The 23,913-nt window shown below is 34.0% G+C and carries 21 protein-coding genes; 5 read left to right on the top strand and 16 right to left on the bottom strand.

All coding sequences use genetic code 11. The annotated features are described in order from the left end of the window. Positions 1–2: 2 nt before the first annotated feature. The 5 genes from AA088_RS00350 to surE form a co-directional block, all read right to left on the bottom strand. On the bottom strand, positions 3–2,039 hold the full coding sequence (locus AA088_RS00350) for a ComEC/Rec2 family competence protein (RefSeq protein ID WP_046742962.1): 2,037 nt from the start codon (positions 2,037–2,039) through the stop codon (positions 3–5). Between the two features lie 126 nt (positions 2,040–2,165). Next, positions 2,166–2,684, bottom strand: a complete 519-nt coding sequence (locus AA088_RS00345) for a C40 family peptidase (RefSeq protein ID WP_046742961.1) — start codon at positions 2,682–2,684, stop codon at positions 2,166–2,168. Between the two features lie 329 nt (positions 2,685–3,013). Continuing rightward, a complete protein-coding gene (gene lpxB / locus AA088_RS00340; protein WP_046742960.1) occupies positions 3,014–4,132 on the bottom strand; it encodes a lipid-A-disaccharide synthase in 1,119 nt (372 codons plus the stop codon). Positions 4,133–4,134: 2 nt separating this feature from the next. Continuing rightward, positions 4,135–4,431, bottom strand: a complete 297-nt coding sequence (locus AA088_RS00335; protein WP_046742959.1) for a hypothetical protein — start codon at positions 4,429–4,431, stop codon at positions 4,135–4,137. Beyond that, on the bottom strand, positions 4,421–5,200 hold the full coding sequence (surE, locus tag AA088_RS00330) for a 5'/3'-nucleotidase SurE (protein ID WP_046743172.1): 780 nt from the start codon (positions 5,198–5,200) through the stop codon (positions 4,421–4,423). The genes AA088_RS00335 and surE overlap by 11 nt, the downstream gene beginning before the upstream one ends. A 240-nt stretch (positions 5,201–5,440) precedes the next feature. On the opposite strand from surE, the gene AA088_RS00325 reads away from it, so the two are divergent. From AA088_RS00325 to AA088_RS00315, 3 genes are all read left to right on the top strand, one after another. After that, positions 5,441–7,567 (top strand): carboxy terminal-processing peptidase, encoded by a 2,127-nt coding sequence (locus tag AA088_RS00325; RefSeq protein ID WP_046743171.1) that lies wholly within the window; start codon positions 5,441–5,443, stop codon positions 7,565–7,567. Positions 7,568–7,581: 14 nt separating this feature from the next. Further along, entirely contained in the window at positions 7,582–8,691 is a 1,110-nt protein-coding gene (locus AA088_RS00320) for an ABC transporter permease (RefSeq protein ID WP_046742958.1), read from the top strand. An 84-nt stretch (positions 8,692–8,775) separates the two neighbouring features. Continuing rightward, the gene (locus AA088_RS00315) at positions 8,776–9,618 is read left to right on the top strand and encodes a DNA/RNA non-specific endonuclease (RefSeq protein ID WP_046742957.1); all 843 of its coding nucleotides are present in this window, start codon (positions 8,776–8,778) and stop codon (positions 9,616–9,618) included. A 138-nt stretch (positions 9,619–9,756) separates the two neighbouring features. Here AA088_RS00315 and AA088_RS18110 read toward each other — a convergent pair whose 3' ends face one another. The 10 genes from AA088_RS18110 to AA088_RS00275 form a co-directional block, all read right to left on the bottom strand. Then, on the bottom strand, positions 9,757–9,909 hold the full coding sequence (locus tag AA088_RS18110; RefSeq protein WP_156168326.1) for a hypothetical protein: 153 nt from the start codon (positions 9,907–9,909) through the stop codon (positions 9,757–9,759). Between the two features lie 238 nt (positions 9,910–10,147). Beyond that, positions 10,148–11,704, bottom strand: coding sequence for a vitamin K epoxide reductase family protein (locus tag AA088_RS00310; protein WP_046742956.1), 1,557 nt, complete (start codon positions 11,702–11,704; stop codon positions 10,148–10,150). Positions 11,705–11,898: 194 nt separating this feature from the next. Beyond that, on the bottom strand, positions 11,899–12,060 hold the full coding sequence (locus AA088_RS18610) for a hypothetical protein (protein ID WP_164484228.1): 162 nt from the start codon (positions 12,058–12,060) through the stop codon (positions 11,899–11,901). Positions 12,061–12,185: 125 nt separating this feature from the next. Beyond that, a complete protein-coding gene (gene rodA / locus AA088_RS00305) occupies positions 12,186–13,478 on the bottom strand; it encodes a rod shape-determining protein RodA (protein WP_046742955.1) in 1,293 nt (430 codons plus the stop codon). Then, a complete protein-coding gene (gene mrdA, locus AA088_RS00300) occupies positions 13,471–15,354 on the bottom strand; it encodes a penicillin-binding protein 2 (RefSeq protein WP_046742954.1) in 1,884 nt (627 codons plus the stop codon). Before mrdA ends, rodA begins: the two co-directional genes overlap by 8 nt. Then, complete coding sequence (locus AA088_RS00295) at positions 15,351–15,857, bottom strand: hypothetical protein (protein WP_046742953.1); 507 nt, start codon at positions 15,855–15,857, stop codon at positions 15,351–15,353. The genes mrdA and AA088_RS00295 overlap by 4 nt, the downstream gene beginning before the upstream one ends. A gap of 5 nt (positions 15,858–15,862) precedes the next feature. Then, positions 15,863–16,684 carry a rod shape-determining protein MreC gene (gene mreC, locus AA088_RS00290; protein ID WP_046742952.1) on the bottom strand — a complete coding sequence of 274 codons (822 nt, stop codon included), beginning with the start codon at positions 16,682–16,684 and terminating at the stop codon, positions 15,863–15,865. 15 nt (positions 16,685–16,699) lie between these two features. After that, positions 16,700–17,728: a rod shape-determining protein gene (locus AA088_RS00285; protein WP_046742951.1), complete on the bottom strand. Its 1,029-nt coding sequence runs from the start codon at positions 17,726–17,728 to the stop codon at positions 16,700–16,702. Between the two features lie 66 nt (positions 17,729–17,794). Further along, positions 17,795–19,327 carry a bifunctional phosphoribosylaminoimidazolecarboxamide formyltransferase/IMP cyclohydrolase gene (purH, locus tag AA088_RS00280; RefSeq protein WP_046742950.1) on the bottom strand — a complete coding sequence of 511 codons (1,533 nt, stop codon included), beginning with the start codon at positions 19,325–19,327 and terminating at the stop codon, positions 17,795–17,797. Positions 19,328–19,624: 297 nt separating this feature from the next. After that, entirely contained in the window at positions 19,625–20,083 is a 459-nt protein-coding gene (locus AA088_RS00275) for a GAF domain-containing protein (protein ID WP_046742949.1), read from the bottom strand. A gap of 168 nt (positions 20,084–20,251) precedes the next feature. On the opposite strand from AA088_RS00275, the gene xrtF reads away from it, so the two are divergent. Together xrtF and AA088_RS00265 are read left to right on the top strand one after the other, a co-directional pair. Next, positions 20,252–20,779, top strand: coding sequence for an exosortase family protein XrtF (gene xrtF, locus AA088_RS00270; protein WP_046743170.1), 528 nt, complete (start codon positions 20,252–20,254; stop codon positions 20,777–20,779). After that, positions 20,780–21,220: an exosortase F system-associated membrane protein gene (locus tag AA088_RS00265; RefSeq protein ID WP_046742948.1), complete on the top strand. Its 441-nt coding sequence runs from the start codon at positions 20,780–20,782 to the stop codon at positions 21,218–21,220. Positions 21,221–21,412: 192 nt separating this feature from the next. Here AA088_RS00265 and AA088_RS00260 read toward each other — a convergent pair whose 3' ends face one another. Beyond that, positions 21,413–23,761, bottom strand: coding sequence for a hypothetical protein (locus AA088_RS00260; protein ID WP_046742947.1), 2,349 nt, complete (start codon positions 23,759–23,761; stop codon positions 21,413–21,415). Between the last annotated feature and the right edge of the window lie 152 nt (positions 23,762–23,913).

Genomic DNA, 23,913 nt, shown 5'->3' with positions numbered 1-23,913 from the left:
GTTTACTTTTTCAAAGAAATAGAAAAGAATCCTTTTTCTCCTGTATAGTGAAAAGGGATTTTTTGTTTTTGAGTAGTCGCTTGCCAACGATTGATATAACTTTTATAATTGCTTCCATCTGCAATAATCTGTTTAGGTTTCAAATCTTTAATAAGACGGTTTAAATTTATTTTGGGAGAATTGGTCAGTATAACATAACTAGGATTTAAGTTTGGTATTTTATAAATACCCAAACTATCAACTCGTAATACATGCGAACCGTTTATTTTATATACATTTTGCAATGAACTGATTGTTAAATGTGATACAATTTCTTGATTTTGTAAGCGTTGCATTGTGTAATTTCTGGCGAAAGCCAAACTATCTAAGGAATGATATACTGCTAATGAAGTTCCTTTTTGTATTGCCATGATAGAGGCTTTATTTTGATGAAATATAGAAAAAGAATCTTTAGTAGCATATAATTGAAAGCGATTGTAAAACCATAATCCTTGACAAATCAGTACGCTATACAGCACGACTTTTATATGTCTTTTTTTGGGGAAATGCAAATAATAAGTAATGGCAATCAGTACAATGTATGAGCCAAAAAGCTGGCATAAATGCATTGGAATATCTTGCAAAACAAATTGATCGTGTGAAGCTACCCATGAAACGAACGAATTCATCTGCTGAATAATCCATACATATGAGTCTGCTAAAAAAATAGGCAACATCTCTGCGGAAGCAAGCAAAATAATTATAATTCCAAAAATTAAAACGAAGCCAAGTATAGGAATGATGGTCAAATTAGTCACAAAAAACAATCCAGGGAATTGATGAAAATAATACAGGCTCAAAGGCAAAACGCCCAATTGTGCTGATAAACTTACCGTAAGCAAATTCCAAAAAGATATTGGTATTAGCGATTTAGGGTTCCATAATTTTTTCCAAAGAGGTTGTAAGCATACAATTGCAAACACAGCAGTATAGCTTAATTGAAATCCGATATCAAATAAAAAATGTGGCTTAAAAAGTAGTAAGAAAAACATTGACACTATAAGTACTTGTAAAGTATCTGTTTGGCGTTTGAAATGAGTGGCAATAACTAGCGCAGTAAACATTGTAACAGCTCTAACAACAGAAGCTGATGCGCCCGAAATAAAAGCAAAACCCCATAAAATGAGAAGTATAAGAAAAAGTTTGAAATTTTTTCCATGTTTTAATCGTTGTAATGGAGTTAAAATAAACTGTAGTATCATTACTAAAATTCCAATATGTAAGCCTGAAATTGCTAAAATGTGAATAGCTCCTGCATTTACATAATTGGTTTGTAATTCTTTAGAAATGTCTTGTCGTTGTCCAAGAATAAGAGCTTCAAGAACAGCAAGCTCATCTGCGCTAAAACCATAATGAATCAGTTGATTGTGAATATAAGTTCGTAAACGATAAGCGAAACCATAAGCAGATGAAACAGGTGTTTTGGAAACTATATAATCAGAAGATTGCAATTGTAATTGATGATAAATATAACGATCGTTTAAATACATCTTATAGTCAAAAGAACTAGGATTTAACGCTTTACGTATTATTTCAGGATTATGATTTGTGTATACTACATCATCTACAGCTAGAGGTGTTGCTAATGAATCTTTTTGAACCAACAACAATAACTTGCCAGAAACAGTAACATCATTCCCTTTGATAACCTTAGCATAATAGCGATTATAGTAATTGTTGGGTTTCAGTACTTCACGAACTTGCACTTGTATATTTTTGATGGTATTGAGATGACTGAAATGTGAGTGATGGAGCCTTTCATTGTGGAAATTTTCAATAACAATACCTAAACTTGTCATGGTAAGTAATGCAAACATTCCAAAATAAATAGTTTGTATGAATTGTTTGCGAGCAATCCAAAAACATATAGTCATTAATAGCGATAGTGTGCCAAAAACAAACAGACTAAACTTTATAGAAATAGAAAAATAATACCCAAGTAAAATCCCAAAAATTAGTGAAATAGTTAGTTTGGTAATTGTAAAATGAAGCCATTTCATAAACTGTAACTAAATTAAAATCAGCATAAAATAGCGAATCTAATTCAGCAAGTCCTTGATAAATGTACGAACAACAAAATTTGTTCGTAAGCGTTCAAAATTTTTAAAAATAGAGGGATAGACTAATTATAAAATGCGTCTAGCTTCCGTAAAAGCATTTTTCCAATAGCGCTCGCTCAGTGAGGAAATCAATACGCCTTTAGAAGTTGTGGCGTGAATGAACTTAATAGAACCTTGGCTATTTTCAATAACTAAGCCCACGTGATTAATACGTTTTCTATTTTTGTTCGTTTGAAAAAACAATAAATCTCCTTTCTGTACAGCACTCAACTTAATACGTTTTCCTTTAGTAGCTTGTTGATAGGAAACTCTTGGGAGTTCAATATGATGTGCTCTAAAAGCAGTATAAGTAAGTCCTGAGCAGTCCATTCCTTTTCTGTTAGTCCCGCCAAACTTATATCGAGTACCTTGGTATGCCAAAGCGGTTTCTACAATTGCATTGGCTTTGTTGAATGGTTTTGTAGAAGAAGAATGAACACGAACAGTTTTGGTTTTTGTCCTTTTGGAAGATGAAGAAACTTTTTTACTACTTCCACAAGAGAATATAAAAAAAGAAAGGAGCAACAGTAAAAATTTACGAATCATATACAATGCTTTTCCGCTAAAGTAACAAAATATAAACTCTCTTAATATAAAAGCAATCCAAAATCATACAATCTTAGATAGCTTTTTTACGTTACAACAGATTCTTAAAATGTAAACGAACAACCACAAACACTCATTTTTTCCTGAAACTACTGTTCGCCAATTGCCGTCAAATTCTCCCATGATTTTAAAGGGTTGATAGATTAATAATCTGATATTACAAATCTCAAAAACAACATGAAAACTTATAACAGAAGTAATTTGTGTATTTAAAAATGGGTGTTAGTTCCTTTGTAAATACTTGTGAATTAAATAATTGTGTTTGAAGTTTATTTTTTGAGTGAATTCACAATCAAGTTAGCAACGTTAGCACTTGCTCCTTTGCCTCCTAATTTTTGCTCTAAATCAAAGTAATTTGCAAAAAGTTGAGTTCGATGAGTATCTTCTAAAATCTTATGGAGTTCTTTTTGAAGTCGTTTGGTATTAAAATCGTGTTGAATCAATTCAGTCACAACTTCTTTTTCCATAATCAAATTCACCAGAGAAATATACTCAATGTGTTTTACCAAACGTTTGCCAATTTCGTATTCTATCCAACTGCCTTTGTAACAAACTACTTCAGGAACTTTAAAAACGGCTGTTTCTAATGTAGCAGTTCCAGAGGTAACTAACGCCGCAGTAGCTACAGATAAGAGGTCGTATGTACGATTGCTTACAAAATGAACTGCTGCTTTTTGGGTAAACGATTCATAAAAAGAGCGTTCTTGACTTGGAGCTCCAGCAATTACAAATTGATAATTAGGAAAAGCTTCTACAACAGAAAGCATAACAGAAAGCATTTTCGTAATTTCTTGTTTTCTACTTCCTGGAAGTAGTGCTATAATTGGACGTTGATCCATTCCAAACTCCTTCCTGAACTTATCTCCGTCGGTAGGTTCTCTGTCTGCGATGGCATCAAGCAATGGATGTCCCACAAAATGCACAGGATACGCATGTTTTTTTTCATAAAACTCTTTTTCAAAAGGTAAAATGACATACATTTCATCTACATCGCGTTTAATGGCTTTTATTCTGCCTTCTTTCCACGCCCAAATTTGTGGAGAAATATAATAATGAGTTGGAATTTCTTGTTGTTTAGCCCATTTGGCTATGCGCAAATTAAAACCTGGATAATCAATAAAAATCAGTACATCAGGTTGGTAGTTTGCGATATCTTCCTTACAAAGTGAAATATTTCGCAAAATAGTTCGAAGATTCATCAATACTTTAATGAATCCCATAAAAGCAAGGTCTTTGTAATGCTTGACCAAAGTACCACCAACCGCTTGCATCAAATCTCCGCCCCAAAACCTAAAATCGGCATCAGGGTCAAGATTTGCTATAGCTTTCATTAAATTGGAACCATGCAAATCACCAGAAGCTTCTCCAGCAATGATGTAGTACTTCATAATTATACGTTCAATAATTTATGTGCTAATACCAAAACAGCAGTAATGATTGTAATAATCAAGACACCTTTAGCACGTTTTTCTTTGTTAAAATTTAAAAAACCAAAAAAGGCAACAAAATTTAATGCTGCTCCATATACTACAACAGAGCTTATTTCGCTTGAGCTTACGGCAAAGTCCCAAACAGCTCCTAAACTTGCATTTCGTTGAAAAGAAACATACAATAAATACAAAAAAGTACCTATGATGGTAGTACACAATCCAACTACAATACCTGTAATTACTTCTTTATTCTTCATTAAATCCTAGGCTATTAAGTTTTTGAATTGCGTGATGTGCTGTTAAGTCAAACATTACAGGAACTAAGGAAACATATCCGTTTGCCAATGCCCATTCGTCAGTGTCTTCTCCTTTATCTTCATTCACAAATTTCCCAGATAACCAATAATATTGCTTTCCATGCGGATTGGTACGTTTGTCAAAATCTTCCTGCCAATATGCTTTTGCTTGTCTGCAAATACGAATTCCTTTAATGTCTTTCTCTTTTAGCTTTGGGAAATTTACATTTAAAACAACACCTTCAGGCAAGCCGTGCTCTAGTACCTTTTTAGTAATTTTCTTTACATATCCTTTAGTGGCTTCAAAATCGGCTTCCCAGTCATAATCTAATAATGAAAAACCTATCGCTGGAATTCCTTCAATTCCTGCTTCAACAGCAGCACTCATAGTACCAGAATAGATTACATTGATAGAAGAGTTAGAGCCGTGATTGACTCCTGAAACACAAATATCAGGTTTGCGGTTTAAAATTTCATTTACAGCTAGTTTTACACAATCTACGGGTGTTCCGGAACTAGAATATTCTATTTGTGGACCTTCATCAATTGTAATAGCTGTGCAATAAATAGTTGAGTTTGCTGTGATGGCGTGCCCCATTCCACTTTGCGGGCTGTCTGGAGCTACAACAATCACGTCTCCTAATTCATTCATTACATCAATCAATGCCCGCAAGCCGGGAGCAGTAATTCCATCATCGTTGGTAACTAAAATTAGTGGTTTCTCGCTCATAAAAAAGTAATTCGTTTTGATATTGCTAAAGTACATAATTTACTCGTGACATGCATAGCATTTTATCTTTAACAAAAAATTAGTACGATTGTTAAATAATGGCATAGTTTTTTCTTTATTTTAGTAAAAAATTAGAAAAATTAGCCCTAAAGATGATAATCTTTTCCTAATGATGATTGTCAATATTCAAGCTAATTGTTGAGAATGAAAAAAAATAAATGTGTGAAAATTCGAGCTTTTATGAAAAGGAATAGAATATTTTTAGTGATACTATTGGTCTTTGCAATGGTATCTTGTGGTTTTGCTAAAAAAACATTTGATGATCCCGAGAAAGATAAAACATTAGTAGACCTAATTTCTTATGTATTGGGAAGATGGCATTTCGATCCGCAAGATATTAATGATGATTTCTCTGAAAATGTATACAACGACTTTATGGAAGCCGTTGATCCGATGAAGCGCTACTTTTTGGCCTCAGATGTTGAAGAGTTTAGTCAATATAAACACAAAATAGACGACGAAATAAGAGAGCCTGGAGTACAATTTTTTAGCTTGGTATATGATCGTTTGGTAAAGCGTATGGAGGAAGCAAAAGTATATCAAGAAGAAATCTTAGCCTCTCCGTTCGACTTCACTGTGAATGAAACCATTAACCGAGATTACGAGAAAATGACATTTGCCAAAGATGTTAGCGAGCTAAAAGAGCGTTGGAGAAAAGAATTGAAGTTTTCTACTTTGGCGAACTACGATATCAAACTTGAAGTACAAGAAAACAAGAAAAAAGAAGATGCTGCTTACGAAATCAAAGATGATGAAACATTAGAAAAAGAAGCTCGTAAATCTACAGCAAAAACTTATGTAGAATTCTTCGACCTTATGGATGACCTTGAGCGAAAAGATTGGTTTAGCATTTATATAAATACTATCGTTGAAGAATTTGATCCGCATACCTCATATTTGGCGCCTCAAGATAAAGATCGTTTTGATATGAGTATGTCGGGAACATTAGAAGGAATCGGAGCTCGTTTGCAAAAGCGTACGGAAGGAGCAAAGATTTTTGAAGTCATCTCAGGAGGACCTGCATGGAGAAGTAAAAAAATAGAAGCAGGAGATGTTATCCTTAAAGTAGCTCAAGAAGGAGAAGAGCCGGTAGATATTGTAGGAATGCGTTTGGATGATGCAGTAAAGCTTATCAAAGGACCTAAAGGGACTAAAGTTACCTTAACCATCAAAAAAGTAGATGGCTCTATTGAAGTAATTACAATCAAAAGAGATCTTGTTGAAATTGAAGAAACCTATGCAAAGTCAGCTGTAGTTAAAAAAGGAAAACGCACATTCGGAATTATCAATTTGCCTAAATTTTATGTAAATTTTGAAGATTATAATAAGCGAAATGCTGCAAGTGATGTAAAGCAAGAGTTAGAACGTTTAAAAGAACAAGGAATGGAAGGTTTGGTACTAGATCTTCGTAATAACGGTGGTGGTTCTTTGAAAACAGTAGTAGACATGGCAGGGTTTTTTATAAAAGATGGGCCAATCGTTCAAGTAAAAAGCTCTGTAGATGGTAAGGAAATCTTAAATGATGAAGATAGTCGTATTCAGTGGGATGGCCCTTTAGTAATTTTAGTAAATGAACTTTCTGCTTCTGCTTCAGAAATCTTAGCTGCAGCATTGCAAGATTATAAAAGAGCAATTGTAATAGGAAGTAAACAAACTTATGGAAAAGGAACTGTTCAAAATATTGTAGATTTAAATAGATTTGTGCGTGGTGGAGACGGAAACGTAGGAGCTCTGAAACTAACAACTCAAAAGTTTTACAGAATTAATGGAGGATCCACACAATTAGAAGGTGTAAAAAGTGATGTAGTGGTGGTTGATAAATACAGTTTTATTGACGTTGGTGAAAAAGATCAAGAAAACCCATTACCTTGGGATCGCATTGACGCTGCTGATTATGACCTTTGGGATGGGTATATAGATTATGAAGAAACAATCAAGAGAAGTAAACAGCGTATGGCAAACAATGCGCAACTGAAGCTGATTGAAGAAAATGCAAAGTGGATTAAAAATCGTAGAGATGACAATGAGTATCCTCTCAATTATGCAGCTTACAAAAAAGAGTCAGATGCAGATGAAGAATATGCAAAACGATTTAAGGCCATAGCAGATTATGATACAAAACTTACGTTTACTTCGTTGCCTTATGAAGAATTATTAATGAAAAAAGATTCTTCCCTACAAAGTAAACGACAAGCATGGCATGAAGATTTAGCCAAAGATGTATATGTAGAAGAGGCAATCAATGTGCTAGGAGATATTCAGATCAACAATATCAAAAAGAAAAAAAGATCTGTTGTAAGAGGATAATTTAAAAGATATTAATGAGTCAACACTCAAATTCATTAACAGCTTTAGCGCTCCAGAAATTCAAAAAGAATTTTTGGGGCGTTTTGAGTTTTGGCTTTATTGTAATTTGTGCTTTTTTAGTTGTCTTTGCATATGTGTTTGCTCCAGATGATACACAAAATGCAAACCAAATGCATGTGTCTATCCACTCAAAAAAGCCTGGATTTATTGTGCAAATGCTTACAATTCCTTCCAAAGAAAAAAAAGAAGAATCTTTAGTAAAGACTATATTTTTTGGAAAAAAAAATACCGAAACAGAAATTCCCTTAACAAGTTATCGTACTGAAAACAATCAACTGTTTATTACAGAATATACAGATGGAACTATTGAAGGTGTGGAAAAGGAAATTCTGTTAAATGATTTTCCTGATAATATGAGTGTGCAACAAGTAACATCTCAATATATTAAATCAAAAACTTTTTATTTAGGAACAGATAAATACGGACGTGACGTATTAAGCAGAATGCTCATCGGGATGCGTATTTCGTTTTCTATTGGGTTTGTGGCTGTATTTATCTCATTACTTATTGGTATAACATTAGGAGCGTTGGCAGGATACTTTGAAGGTAAAGTTGATGCAATTATTATGTGGTTTATTAATGTTACATGGTCCATTCCTACATTACTACTAGTTATTGCTATTACCCTAACTCTAGGAAAAGGTTTTTGGCAAGTATTCGTAGCAGTAGGACTTACTATGTGGGTTGAAGTAGCAAGGATTGTGCGTGGGCAGGTATTAAGTGTGAAGCAAATGCAATATGTTACTGCTGCACGTGCCTTAGGATATCATGATTATAGAATCATTACCAAACATATATTGCCTAATATTATGGCTCCAGTTATAGTAATTTCGGCGGCAAACTTTGCTGCGGCAATTCTTATAGAGAGCGGGCTGAGTTTTTTAGGTATAGGAGCACAACCACCTATGCCAAGCTGGGGCGCAATGATTAAAGATCACTATAGTTATATTATTCTTGGAAAACCATATTTGGCTATCATTCCTGGAATAGCTATAATGAGTTTAGTAATGGCGTTCATGCTAGTTGGAAATGCTTTACGTGATGCTTTGGATGTAAAAAGTTAAAGATGTTAATTTGCATATGTGAAAAACACCTTGTTAGAAAATTATACATAAACATATTCCTATAAAATACATAAAAAAATACTCTTGAAACGAAACAAAATATATCCGTTACTAGTCCTGTTAATTGGTGCAGCTTTTTTGATATACGAACAATGTGAAAATAAACAACAAACACGTACATACAACCCTAATGATGAAATTCACGGAACAAAAAAGCAAACGACCAATAGCAAACCCAAAAAGCTGACAAATGAATTTTATTTACCAAGTTCAACTACAGGGCAAATTGTTCATCATGAAGGATATTCATTATCTTATCATGAAGCTTTTGAGCAAGCCGAATGGGTAGCATATGAATTGAAAAAGAACCAAGTAGTATATACCGACTACAAACGCCCGTATTTTGAACAGGATGAAGCTATCAAAACTAAGTCAGCACATTGGCGTAATTATAAAGAATCTGGATATGATCGAGGGCATTTGTGTCCAGCGGCTGATAGAAAGTATACCAAAACAGCCTTTACAGAAACGTTTTTAACTAGTAATATTTCTCCACAAGAACATGAGTTTAATTCGGGCATTTGGAATCGATTAGAACAAAAGGTGCGCTATTGGGCAAAAAAATACGACGGTGTATATGTGGTTACTGGAGGAATATTAGAAAAAAACCTTAAAAGAATTGGACACGAAGATGTCGCAGTGCCTAATTATTTTTATAAAATATTGTTGGACAATACAGAAGGAAACACTAAAATGATTGCTTTCTTACTGCCGCATCAAGACTCAAATAAACCTTTATATGAATATGTTGTTTCAGTTGATGAAATAGAACAACGAACAGGAATTGACTTCTTTCCAGAACTAGAAGATGCCAAAGAAAACAAATTAGAAGCTATGACTACTTATAAACAATGGAGCTTTCGATAGAATATTCAGCTATTTTATATAGAATTTAATATGTAAGGCGAGCTCTTGTGTGACTAATTAAAGTCTTCTTTTTTAAACTATATAAAATAGTAATTAAAAAGAAAGCGACCTAGAAGCCGCTTTCTTAACTTTGCAGTTTTAATCGTTATTTATTGTAACTGTACGTATGGTAGTAGGACAATCACAAATTGATTCATAATGCGTTCCTCCTCCTTTAATAGTAACTGAGGTTTTTGCGTTTGAAATTGTTTTCTTGTTGAGCTTTAAGGATGTAAGATTTCTTTTTTTCATGACAAAAAGTTTAAAAGTTAATACATACTAAAGTATAAAATGAAATCGCAAATCATTTACGGGAAACCCGTAATTAACTATAAAGCAGCTTGAATAAAAGTAAGTTGTCAAATAAAACTTAATATACATCAAACCTATAAGAAGTCGCTTGTTTAAAAAACATTTCACACAAAACAAGGTGCATTGCTTAAAAACAATACACCTTTTAAAAAATTGAAAGTAGTTTGGGTGATATATGCTAAGATGTTGATTCTTCTTGTTGTATTTCCAAAATCATATCTTGAATAAATAGAGGCAAATCTTTCACCTCATACGATTTTGGAAAGAAATAATGATTTAAAATACTTGCAGGTGTATAATGCACATCATTTACATCACACCACTCTTTATGTGTCTTTAGAGTTTCTTGAGCATTGGTATTTTCTGGTTTTCCAAATTTTTGCTGCCACTCATCAATACTTCTATTGGCATACCATTCTTTAAGCGCTTGATATGATTTCTGCGGATCGATTCCATATAAATCGATTAATCGAGAAGCAATTTGGTTGCTGGTATGTTCAACACTTGGAGGAACGTTAAATATAAACTCTAAGCTGATATCATTTCCATAAGTTTGCATTAACTTGTCATATGCTTCAAAAGCAGCTGTGCAATAGCCGCATAACGGATTGGTAACGCCTTGTAATTTAATAACTCCATTAGGATTTCCAAAAGTAATACGAAGTGGCTGCGGAATTACTTCTGTATTTTGAACTCCTTGTTCACGTAACATAGTTTTAAAAAGTTCAGGGTTTCTTTTGAACTTCAAGAAATCTGTTTCGGTAGAGGCAAGTTTTTCATGACTTTCCCAATATGATTTACAATACATCCAACCAATATATAGTAGGGCAAATACGCTTACAAGTTTGGCTATGTAATACCAATCCAATACCCAAATAAAGCTAAATGTAGCGGCTAGTAAAGCTGTTTTTAAGAGTAAGATTCCGGCAATGAGCAAGCATAATGCACACCATTTTTTTAATACTATGCCTTGGCGGTATAATGCATATATGACAATTGGAATTCCTGCAATAGATAAGGCTAGCAAGGTACTTTGATGAAACCCAACAGCTGATAAGGTTAAAAATAATCCTGCAAAGAAAACAAAGGAAGCATCGCTCAAGGAAATAAGTCCAAAAAGTTTATTTCCCTCAGTATTTATCACTTCGCTACAAGTACTATTTTTAGAAATAGCACCGCAAACTTTGGCAACGGCTTTGCTCTTTATTCCTAAATCTTCCCGAATAATTAAAATACTAATATACAATCCGACAAGTGTTAAAGATGTATAAAGTAAATAAGGAAAACTAAAGTTAATCATTACATTGATAGAAGCAATCGCAGCAATGATAAAATAGGGAAGTGCAGATTGTATAGATTTTGCATTAACAGTTTTTTCAAGCTCTTCTACGGCAACAATTGTTCCTGTCCAGCGTTCAGCAAAAACTGTTTCGGTTACTTTTTCTTTCTTCTCTTCTGCATCTGTGAGTAGTATTGTGCCCTTTCTTTTCTCAACCAAAACGACTTCTTCTCCACGTTCATTCTTAATAAGGGCCAAAAAACAATCAGGCATTTGTGAAAGCGCATCTTTAGGCACGTTGGCTGCTAGATTATCAATCTCAAAATAATCGAGGGTATCGGTAATTGATTTTAAACTTGGATATTCTGGATGCGATAACAGTTGTAAATTCAACAGTTCGCGATCAATATGTAAGTAACTATTGTTGGTAAGTAAGTTGAGTATAATATGTTCCATCTAATTCATTTTAATTTTGGTAGGGGGAAATTAAAATTTAAAAATTGTCTAGCTAAAGATAGAAAGTATTTTTAAAGTATACTGTAACGCTTTCTTTTTTTAGAAATAAGCTATGTTCAATTTATAAAATGAAGCATGTGTGATAAAAAAGCGAACTTTAGTTCGCTTTCAAGTCATACGTTTTCAAGGATTTATTAAGCACAAGGTGAGTCGTGCGATAAAGCACAAAGTGGTGCGTGCCATTCGCCTCCACAATTAAGACATTCTTGTTCTGTTCTTGGCCAAGCTCCTCCCGTAATGTTTCGTTGTTCTTTTTTTCCTAATACAGCCCCTAATTTTGAAATTCTTTGTAACATGAGTACATAATTTTGGTTAAACGATTACAGTAAGATAGCAAAGCTTTGTAAGAAAAAATTACGGTAATTCCGTACTTAACATTTTTGTAACGAATTTTAGAAGCTGCAGAGATAAAAAAGAAATATTACCATTCATTAATTCGATTTGCATCAAGTTTGATGAATATGAATAGTAAAATAGTGAATCCCCAAAGTCCAGAACCACCATAGCTAAAGAATGGCAGTGGGATTCCTACAGTCGGAAATAAACCGATTACCATTCCAATATTGATTGCAAAGTGAAAGAATAGGATAGCGGCGACACTATACCCATAGACTCGGCTAAATTTATTTTTTTGTTGCTCGGCTCGATGAAGTATCCGTAAAAGTAATGCGACAAATAAGAAAATAACCATTGAGCTTCCTAAAAAGCCCCATTCTTCACCAACTGTAGTAAAAATATAATCGGTGTCTTGTTCAGGGACAAAATCTCCTTTGGTACGTGTTCCTTGTAACCAACCTTTTCCCCAAAAACCACCAGAACCAATAGCAATTTGTGATTGATTGGTGTTGAACCCAAAGGTTTTTCTAATTTTCTCTAATTTGTCAGGGTCTTTTTCTAAACCTAAAACCAACGTAAATCGATCGCGATGATGTTGTTGAAATACATTGTAAAAAATATAATTGACTGCTAAAATAAAACTTATTGCAGCTACCAAAGAAGTAAGTGCTAAGGTTGTTTTTCTATGCCGTTTCAGTTCTTTTTTAAAGACATAAAAAATACAGATGAGTCCAAGTATAACTGTTCCTATGATGGTATAAATATAGCCTACCTTTAGTGTGATAATAAATAGTAAAATAAGAAGAAATCCTATCCATAAATAAATGGCAGGCAATCCTTCGCGATATAATACAAAAAAGAATGCCATATAGACCATTGCACTTCCAGCATCAGGCTGTAGCATAATCAACAAGGGAGGAGTTAAAATAATAGCAAAAGCTATGAGTTGATGTTTGAAATAATTAATATTGGTTTGGATATCACTCAAATACTTTGCTAAGGCTAAAACCGTGGCTGATTTAGCAAATTCAGAAGGTTGCAACGTAAAGCTGCCAATAGCGTACCAGGAAGTAGCACCGTTTATGTTTTTTCCCAGCACCATTAAACCCAATAAGCTTATCAAGGAAACTATATAAATAATACTTGAAAACCGTTCATAGAATTTTGCTTCTATTGACAGGATGAGAATAATGAGCATGATGCTTGAACCAATAAAAAAGAGCTGTTTTCCGTATAATTGGCTCATATCAAGAATACTTGTAGGTTCTTCGGTAACAGATGCAGAGTAAATATTAATCCAACCTATTCCTACCAATAAGAAATATAGTAGTATGGAAAACCAATCAATTTTTTTTACAAATTTTGCTTCTCTATTCATTAATGGTGAATGGTTTTCCGCTTAGTGGTTTTGCATATTCTTCCTCCAAACTCTTTTCTAGCACTAGTTTTTCCATGTCTTTCAGTGTAACTTCTCCTTTTAGATATAGCTCAATCATTAAGCTAGAAATCTTTCCAGCCCAACGCGCGCCATAATATCCATTTTCAACAAAAACCGCTATGGCTATCTTAGGATTGTCTTTAGGAGCAAAAGCAACAAAAATAGAATGGTCGGTTAACTGTGTTTTTTTACCATCAATAATAGTAAAGTTTTCAGCAGTTCCTGTTTTTCCGCAAATTTCAATGCCTGGCACATTTAAAAAACGGGCTGTTCCACCTTTTTCCATACTAAATACATCGTGCATCCCTTCAATAACAGGCTCAAAATGTTTTTTGGCTATCGTAGTATATTTAGGATCTGTAAAGTGTGGATCGTCTATGTCTTCTCCATCAATCTTTTTGATGATGTGTGGTGTGTAATAATGTCCTCTATTAGCAATTGTAGCGGTCATATTGGCTAATTGAATTGGAGTTAGCTCTACTTGACCTTGCCCAATGGCATTCGATATTGTATTCAATACATGCCAACGATCATGTTTAAAATACTGATCTGTATAATAGTCGCCAGTGGGAATTCTTCCTTTTCTTCCTGTTGAAAGGTCATTGTTAAAATAATCTCCTAAGCCAAAACTTTTAATATGATTGCTCCACACATTCATGCCTTCTCGAGGCGAATCGTATTTGCTTATAATTTGTCGGTAAGCATTTGCAAAATAAGCATTACAAGATTTTGCGACACCATTAATCACATTGCGCTTTCCGCTTCCACAGTGGCAGCCCATCTTTCGATTGCTTCTGCCGTAATAATATCCGTGATGGCAGGTGTATGTAGTTTGTGGAGTAATGACGCCTTCCTGTAGAGCGACTAAGGCATTCAAAGTTTTAAACGGAGAGCCTGGCGCATACTGTGCAAGTAATCCTCTATCGTATAATGGTCTATTGATTGAGTCGTAATGCAATTCGCTATAATTCTTTGATCGTTGGCGACCTACAAGCAAGTTAGGATTATAGCTAGGAGCTGATACTAAAGCTAAAATTTCTCCAGAGGAAGGCTCAATTGCAACAATTCCTCCACGTTTATTAATCATTAGTTTTTCTCCATATTCTTGAAGCTTGCTATCTATTGTAATTTGAATATCTTTTCCATTGACAGGAAGTGTGTCATGAATTCCGTTTTCAAAAGGGCCAATTACATTGTTGTGAATATCTTTTTGAATATATTTTACGCCTTTGATACCTCGAAGAACGTCTTCGTATGATTTTTCAATACCCGTTTTACCAATCAATTCTCCCGACTGGTAATATGGATTTTTTTGAAGGTCAGCATTGCTTACTTCTCCAATAGATCCTAATACATTTGCACCAACAGAAGTTTGGTAGTTACGAATAGAACGTTTTTGAATGTAGAATCCTTTAAAACGATGCATCTTTTCTTGTAGAAAAGCATATTCTTTTTTGGACATTTGAGGAACAAATACAGAAGGAATTCGCCAAGAGTATTTTTTTGCCTTTGTAAGGTTCTCTTCATATTCTTCAGGAGAAATATTTAAAAGTTTACAAAACTCCTCAATATCAAAATTTTCAACTTCTCGTGGCACAACCATAACGTCATATGAAGGTTGATTAGCAACTAATAATTCGCCATTGCGATCATAAACAAAACCACGTTCAGGATAGTCATACACAGTTTTGATAGCACTATCATTCAGGAAGTTAGTAGCTACCTTATTCTCATTGAACAATTGAAGGTAGGAAAGTCTTCCCGTGTAAATGATGCCAACAGAAACAACAACAAGGTATAACAATAGTTTCCTCATGAATTTTTTCGACTAAATAAAAATATTGATAATGTGGTAATTAGAATGGTAAAGATACTAAAGAATAGTGTATTTCTAAGGATGATAAGTATGTTTGAAATGTTAAAAATTTCTAATAAAAAGAAGAAAAAATGATGTATGAAGGTTAAAATGACAACATACACCATTCGTTGACCAAACGCTGTATTTTCAAGCTTTACAGATTGATGCTCGTAACTAATTCCAAAAGCAAACCTCAATACGAAAGGACGTATATAAGCAATGATAACACTAGCAAAAGCATGTGCGCCACCTGTGTCTGAAAACATGTCTACCGTAAGTCCTAATAAAAAAGCTAGGACTAAAAATAAACTACGATTTGCATTGAAAGGAAATAGCAATATGAAATATATATACACTAAAGGGTCTATATAACCCAAAAAATTGATATGATTGCATATCAATACTTGCGCCAAAACGGCGATGATAAATCGTACGCTATTCCAAAAAATTGTTGGACCCATTTGATTTAGTTATTCGGGGCTAATAAATTATCTATTTCTTCACGATGTAAATTTTCAATGACAAAAACGTGTTCTAAATTGGTCATGTCATTAAACAATTGGACGTTAATGTCGTATAAATTTTTAGAGGTATTCAATGTAAAATCTTTAATAGTGCCAATCATGATGCCTTTAGGAAATAGGGTAGAATTTCCACCAGTAATGATTGTGTCATTTTCTTTGAGTTGTACAATTTTTTCAATATCCTCTAATTGAACAATATTTGGATTATTTCCGTCCCAACTTAATGTTCCAAAGTGATTGGTATTTTTTAATTGCGCATTGATTTTCGAAATAGAGTTTAAAACACTTATGACTGTTGCGTGGCTACTACCCACTTCATCAACTACTCCTATAATACCGCTTGAGTTGATGACTCCCATATCGGTAGCAATACTATCTGAAGTTCCTATGTTAATTAACAGTACATTATTACGACGTGCGTAACTATTTTTGATAATCTTAGCACTTCTAAATAGATAATTTGTTGCGAATGAAGTACTGTCAATAAATGTAATAGCATCAATGCTATCTTTCCGATTGTGTAAAAGCATTTTCAAACGACGATTTTCTTCTACCAAACGTTTATTTTCAGATTCTAATGTAAAGTAAGAGGAAATACTATTCGTTTTTTCATAAATACCACCAGAAAGCCAATTGGCAGAGTTGATGAACTTACTTCGATGGTAGGAATGCGACTGAATCGTAAACGCAAGAGATATCAACAACAACAGCACGAAGAGAATAAAATTTCTATTCTTTCTTAGAAAATTAATGATCTGTTGCATGTATTCTTCCTATTCTTATTTAATCAATACGCTTTTAAATTTACTTAAGTTTTTCAAGGTTATTCCTGTACCTCGTACAACGGCTCTTAGAGGATCTTCGGCGATATATACAGGAAGATCGGTTTTTTGAGACAAGCGTTTGTCTAATCCGCGGAGCATAGATCCTCCACCAGCAAGATAAATTCCCGTATTATAAATATCGGCTGCCAATTCTGGAGGTGTTTGTGATAAGGTTTCCATCACGGCATCCTCAATACGTAAGATTGATTTGTCTAAAGCTTTGGCAACTTCACGATATGAAATTTGTACCTGTTTCGGCTTTCCAGTTAATAAGTCACGCCCTTGTACAGACATTTCTTCTGGCGGAACTTCCAAATCTTCGGTTGCGGCTCCAATTTGAATTTTAATTTTTTCAGCAGTGCGTTCTCCTACATATAAGTTGTGTTGTGTACGCATGTAGTATACGATATCGTTGGTAAACACGTCACCCGCTACTTTAACTGATTTATCACATACAATTCCACCTAAAGCAATCACGGCGATTTCGGTGGTTCCTCCACCAATATCAACAATCATGTTTCCTTTGGGTTGCATAATATCGACACCGATACCAATGGCTGCTGCCATTGGCTCGTGTATCAAATAAACTTCTTTTCCGTTAACACGCTCGGCAGATTCTTTTACCGCACGCATTTCTACTTCGGTAATTCCAGAAGGAATACAGATAACCATGCGAAGTGAAGGCGGAAATAATTTCTTTTTAAGCGCAGGGATATTTTTTATAAACAGACTAATCATCTTTTCAGATGCATCAAAATCAGCAATTACGCCATCTTTTAAGGGACGAATTGTTTTGATGTTTTCATGGGTTTTTCCTTGCATGCGTGCCGCTTCTTGCCCAACCGCTATAATCTTGTTGGATATGCGATCCCTGGCGACTATAGATGGACTATCAACAACCACTTTATCATTATGAATAATCAAGGTGTTTGCAGTTCCTAAATCTATCGCTATTTCCTCTGTTAAGAAATCAAAAAATCCCATCTGTTATGTCTGCTATTTATATATGTTTTGTAATTCGCTAATACTGAATTGCAAAAGTATAAAAAATTAATGTTTAAAATGTCTTGTGCCTGTAAATACCATTGCCATATTTTTTGCATTGCAATAGTCAATACTTAATTGATCTTTTATAGATCCTCCTGGTTGGATGACAGCCTTGATTCCAGCATTGTCTGCAATTTCTACACAATCTGGAAACGGAAAAAAAGCATCACTAGCCATCACAGCTCCATCAAGATCAAACTCAAAACTGTTTGCTTTTTCAATGGATTGTCGCAGCGCATCAACTCTACTCGTTTGCCCTGTACCACTTGCACACAACTGTTTGTTTTTTACAAGAACGATTGTATTCGATTTGGTATGCTTGCATATTTTAGAAGCAAATAGTAAATCCTCTAACTGCGCATTTGTAGGTTTATTGTTTGTAGGATATGTTAAATCTTCAAGACTGTCTGTTTTTGCATCTTTGTCTTGTACTAATACACCGTTCAAACATGTGCGAACTTGCGTTTCTGGCAAGGAAACTTCTTTTTGAATCAAGATGATTCGGTTCTTTTTTCCTTTGAGAATGTCTAGTGCATCATTGTCATACGAAGGTGCAATGACTACCTCACAGAAAAGCTTGTGAATTTCTTCTGCGGTCGCTTTGTCAATTTTCGTGTTGGCAATTAAGATGCCTCCAAAAGCAGATACAGGGTCACCTGCTAGCGCATCTACATATGCTTGGTGAATGGTAGCGCGTGTAGCAAAACCACAAGCGTTGTTATGTTTTAAAATGGCAAATGTTGGATCATCATTAGTGAACTCGTTCATTAAATTGACTGCCGCATCTACATCTAGTAAGTTATTATAGCTCAATTCTTTCCCGTGTACCTTGTCGAACATATCGTCAAAGTTCCCAAAGAAAAACCCTTTTTGATGAGGATTTTCCCCGTAACGCAATACTTTTCCGTTTGTTTCGCTCACTTTTAATGCTGCAATTTCATGATTTTGATTGAAATAGTTGAAGATTGCTGTGTCGTAGTGTGAAGATACGTTGAACGCTTTGGCTGCATATTGTTTTCTATCAGCTAACGTAAATGCACCATTTTGTGTTTCTAATAAATGCAAAAAGTGTTCATAATCGTTTACCGAAGATACGCATACTACATCTGCAAAGTTCTTAGCAGCAGCTCTGATTAAAGAGATTCCTCCAATATCAATCTTTTCAATAATATCTTGTTCACTTGCTCCAGAAGCTACCGTTTTTTCAAACGGATATAAATCTACAATAACAATATCGATTTGCGGAATTTCATATTGTGCCAATTCGGCAACATCACTTTCATTACTTTGGCGATTTAAAATTCCACCAAATACTTTTGGATGCAAGGTTTTTACGCGTCCACCTAAAATAGAAGGATAAGAAGTGATATCTTCTACAGGAACAACAGGAATACCAAGGTCTTTGATGAATTTTTCTGTTCCTCCGGTTGAGTAAATGGTAACACCTAATGCATACAGTTTTTCTACAATGGGTTGTAATCCGTCTTTGTTAAAAACCGAAATTAAAGCTGATTTTGCTTGTTTTTGGGAATTCATTATAGTTGAGTTGTTTAATTGTGTTGTGTGAAGCTGCAAAAGTACTAATTAACACTAAAAAAACACGCTCTTATGGAAATAATTAGTGGAGAATTTTATGTTGGTAACGGAATGAGGAGTTCTCTTAAAAAAAGCTGACAAACATTATTAATAGAAAATGTTTGTCAGTTTTTATATGTGTGGTACTGGGTCGTACTGAATCAAGTGCAGCATAAAAGCTCAGCATGACGTTTTTAAGTAATTAAAAGTCTCTTAGGAAAAGATTCCCAATACTCACTACTAATAGCTCACGACTCTCTAAGAAAGAATCTCTGCTACTTTTTCGTTTACAAATTCTAAAAATTCTTCGTCTTCTTTGGTAAACGGATCTGGCGTGTGCGAATCGATATCAATTTGCCCGATGTTTTCGCCATTTACAAATAAAGGAATCACAATTTCTGCTTTGACATGAATGCTACACGCAATGTAATTGTCTTGCGCTTTGACATCTGGTACGACAAAGTTTTCATTAGAAACGGCTACTTGTCCACAAATTCCTTTGCCAAACGGAATGATTGTATGATCGGTAGGTTCGCCCGCAAATGCACGTAGTTTTAATTCAGGTTTGTCACCGTTCTTAAAGTAAAAACCAACCCAATCATAGTAATCAATATTTTCTTGTAATACTTGACATATTTTGGTTAATCGATCGTCTACAGAGAGATTTTCGGTGGTTAGGATCGATTCAATTTCAGATTTATATATAGCTAAACTCATGTTTTATAAATTTTGATTCGGCAAAAATAGTCGAAATTCATCTAAAAATCTTTCATCATAAGACGAATAAAATCTTCCCCAAAAAGAATCCGACAAAATTTATGTGAATTGTGACATTTTGAAAGGGTTTTGCTGTAAGTTTGTAATTCATTGAATGATTTTAGAATCTTGTTAGAAAGTATCAAACGTTACAAATCGGCTCTAGGATTTATTATAAAATTCTTTGCTACGTACAGTATTCTCACGTATGTGTATAGTTTGTATTTGAGTAATTTTGACGGACAGCCTGACGGAATTACGCAAGTCGTAGCACACCAAACGGAAACTATTATTGATGCGTTTGGATACGATTCGAAAGTAGAAATTCACGATTCTGAACCTACCATGAAATTACTAATTCATGACAAGTACGTTGGTCGTATTGTGGAAGGATGTAATTCTATCAGTGTGTTAATTCTATTTGTAACTTTTGTAATTGCGTTTACGGGAAATTTAAAGAATACCATTTTGTTTGTACTTATAGGAAGTGTGTTGGTGTATTTGGCAAATTTATTTCGCTTAGTTGTTTTAGGAATTGGTTTGTATCGTTTTCCTGAACAAGAATATGTGTTGCATCATATTGTGTTTCCAACCATTATTTATGGAATGGTTTTTTTATTATGGATGTTATGGGTTCAAAAATTTTCAAAAAAATAGATGACAAAGGTTTGGAAATATATTGTAATAGGTTTTTTAGTCGGTTTGTTGATATTAATCCGTGCTTTTGAACAACAACTATTTTACGATCCTTTCTTAGATTTTTTTAAAAATGATTATTTACAAGCACAACCTCCTGCATATGATTCATGGAAGTTATTTGTACATCATATATTTCGTTACGGTTTAAATATGTTGATTTCTTTAGGGATTATTTATGTGGCTTTTGAAAACAAACATGTGTTGCTGTTTTCTATTGGCTTGTATATAGTGGCATTCGTAGTTTTAATTTCTTTGTATTTCTACTTTATTCAGCACAATTTAGAAGAAGATTATCTACTTACATTTTATATTCGTCGCTTTTTAATCCAGCCTTTATTTGTAATGATTTTACTGCCAGCTTTTTACTATCAACGAAAAATAAAGAACGAAGAAGTTTAGTTTCTGTTCTTTTTTAAGAGATGCAAATAGCTCATAAGCTAAATTTATACTGTAGATAGAAGCTTTTTTTAGTGTAAAGAAGTTCTAAAAAAAAACTTACTTACTAACATAAGTTCGATATAAGTGTTCTTCTAACGAAAACAGTTGAAGTTTTTTTTATATCGAACTTATAGTATGTGTAAAATATGAAGATTAGCGTACTTGAATGGTTTTTTGAGCAGAAATCAAATCTCCATTTTCTGAAATTCCTTCAATATACAGTGTTATATTTCGTGTTTTGGTGTCAAATATTTTAAAGTTTGCCGCAGTATTTTTATCCAACTTCAACTCTGGAATCCAAGAAATTGCGCCATAACGCTCAAACATCGGATTTAAGTAGGACGTGTAATTTGGTGAATAGTATGTTTTTTTACTTTTAAAAGGATAGGGAGCTTCTGAAGCTACATACATTTCATTAGTGTTTTCTCCATTTTTAAATAGAGGTGTTTTGCGAGTGTAAATCTTAATTACACCACCAAAACCTGCATTTACACCTTCGCCGACACCTGTTTTATCAATTACAACACGCTCTACATTGAACGAAGATAAATTGTATAAAACGCTAAAATCTCTAATGCGAACACCGTCAAAATAGATTGTTGGCACAGCGACTGGACGCCTTCTTGTGCGGATATCAACACGGCCTAAATTTTCTGCAACTTCATATCCGTTGTATTGAATAAAATCGGTTACATTTACAAAACGACTGTATTCTTGCTCCCCAAAATCGTACACTTTTGCGTTTACCAAAATAGGATCTTTGTACACTTCTTTGGTGTTTTTTACCAATACTACGGTATCTAACAATTGAGAATCTTTGTATATAAAATTCTCAGGAATGGTAAAGTTGGCAGAAGTTTCTGAGTTTGTTTGTGCTGTGTTCAATAATGTTTGAGAAATGCGATCACTTTTGTTACTTACTCTAAAATTCAGGTACATGCCTGGCTTTTTAAAAATACCTCTTTTGTCTACGTACGAAAAGCGAATTTCTTCACCTTCTTCCAAAAATAGATTTGTAATGGTAAAATTTTTGTCTTTGTCCAATTCAATAAAGCGAGCCGAATGATGTTTGGTTGCATACATAAAAATACGATCCACCTCTTTTGTAGGTCTGTTTACGCGTCCTTTGATAGTAATTCCGTTTTCAAAACGATTGAGTGCATTGGGTTTTTTACCGAAAATATCGTTCCATTCGTATCGACTCCAACCTTGTGTTAACAATAAAATATCGAGCTCGTATTTTTTCTTTCGATCCATGTCTTGAAAGTAGTATTGCGGATTTTCAATAAAACCTTTTACATGTGGTTTGAGGTAAAAATTAGAAAGAATATTGTGCTGGGGCTGGTAGCTTTTGGTCATTTCTGGCAACACAGAAACACTGAGATTAGCGTTTTCGTTCAATTTTAATTCGTTGAGCGATACTACAATAGAATCGTTAAAGGTATTTAGTTTTGAAACGTTGATTTCTACATTTTTTACAAAATAATCATTGAAAAATAAACGTTCCAACACAGGATTTCCATTGTCGTTAAATACTGTTATAGTGTTTACTCCTTTGAATAGGTCTTTTTTCAAAATGCTCAATGCTTTTTCGGTAGCGTCAAGTTGCAAATCGATTGTTTTTAAGTTTCCATTTTGATGAATTAAGATTTTGTAGTTTGTGTGTTGTGGATACGACAAGGTTTGCTGATTCGTACTGAAATTAATGATTACTTTGTCTTCAAACGGATTGTGGAGTACCATCGAAATTCCTCGGTCTTTTGCTTCAGGCAACACTTCCGTGAGAACTGTTCCGTCTTCCAATTTAATTTCGGCAGTATACTTTTGACCTTCTTTCGGTTGAAATAAAAATTTACCCATACCCAATGTGTTGCTTTCAAAAGAAGCTACCTGTTTTTGATTGTCATTGTATACAATTCCAGAAACTGACACGCCTTTTCCATTTTCGTCAATTACTTTAAAGCCAACATTGCTAAGTGTATTAACTACAATATGTCCTCCTTCTGGCAAGAATTGAAAATCATAGTTTTTTTCGACTCTTGTTTCGTTTTTTTCGACTGTTTCTTGATCGGAAACAATTTCGATTTTTTGAACGAACGCATCATTTTCTTTAAAATTTTTCATCCAATTCGTGGACGCTTTGATGTAATACGTTCCGCTAGAAAAAGTAGAATCTACTTGGAAATTTCCTTGCATGACACCATTTTCAGCTTTAAATAGTGCTTTTTTAAGTTGATTTCCAGCAGCATCGTACACGCCTACGTAAATATTGGTCGTGGCTTTGGATGTGAGTTGATTTTTTTGGTCGTAGGTATATCCTTTAAACCAAATTTCTTCTCCCTTTAAAAAGGTAGTTTTGTTAAGATGTACATACAGTGCTTCTCGTGGTAAGGTAAAATACGCTGCGTATTCATCTTCAATAGTTTGTGGTTTTTGCGCATGCATTATACCAAACATCAGTTGCAGTATAACTATGCATAGAATTAATTTCTTTTCTTTCATAATAATGGGTTGTTAATGTTGAGTTAACAAAACCACAAAAAAAGTACCAAATTATAAGATTTTTCAGATAATTTTTTAAATCATAGATTTATTATCTTACCAATAGAAAATGAAAAAACCTCTCAAATCTATTGAATTGAGAGGTTTTGTAT

Origin of the sequence: Kordia zhangzhouensis, assembly GCF_001005305.1 — a bacterium.
Taxonomy (GTDB): domain Bacteria; phylum Bacteroidota; class Bacteroidia; order Flavobacteriales; family Flavobacteriaceae; genus Kordia; species Kordia zhangzhouensis.
Note: the sequence above shows the minus strand (reverse complement) of the source record. Positions and strands in the feature narration are given on the sequence as shown.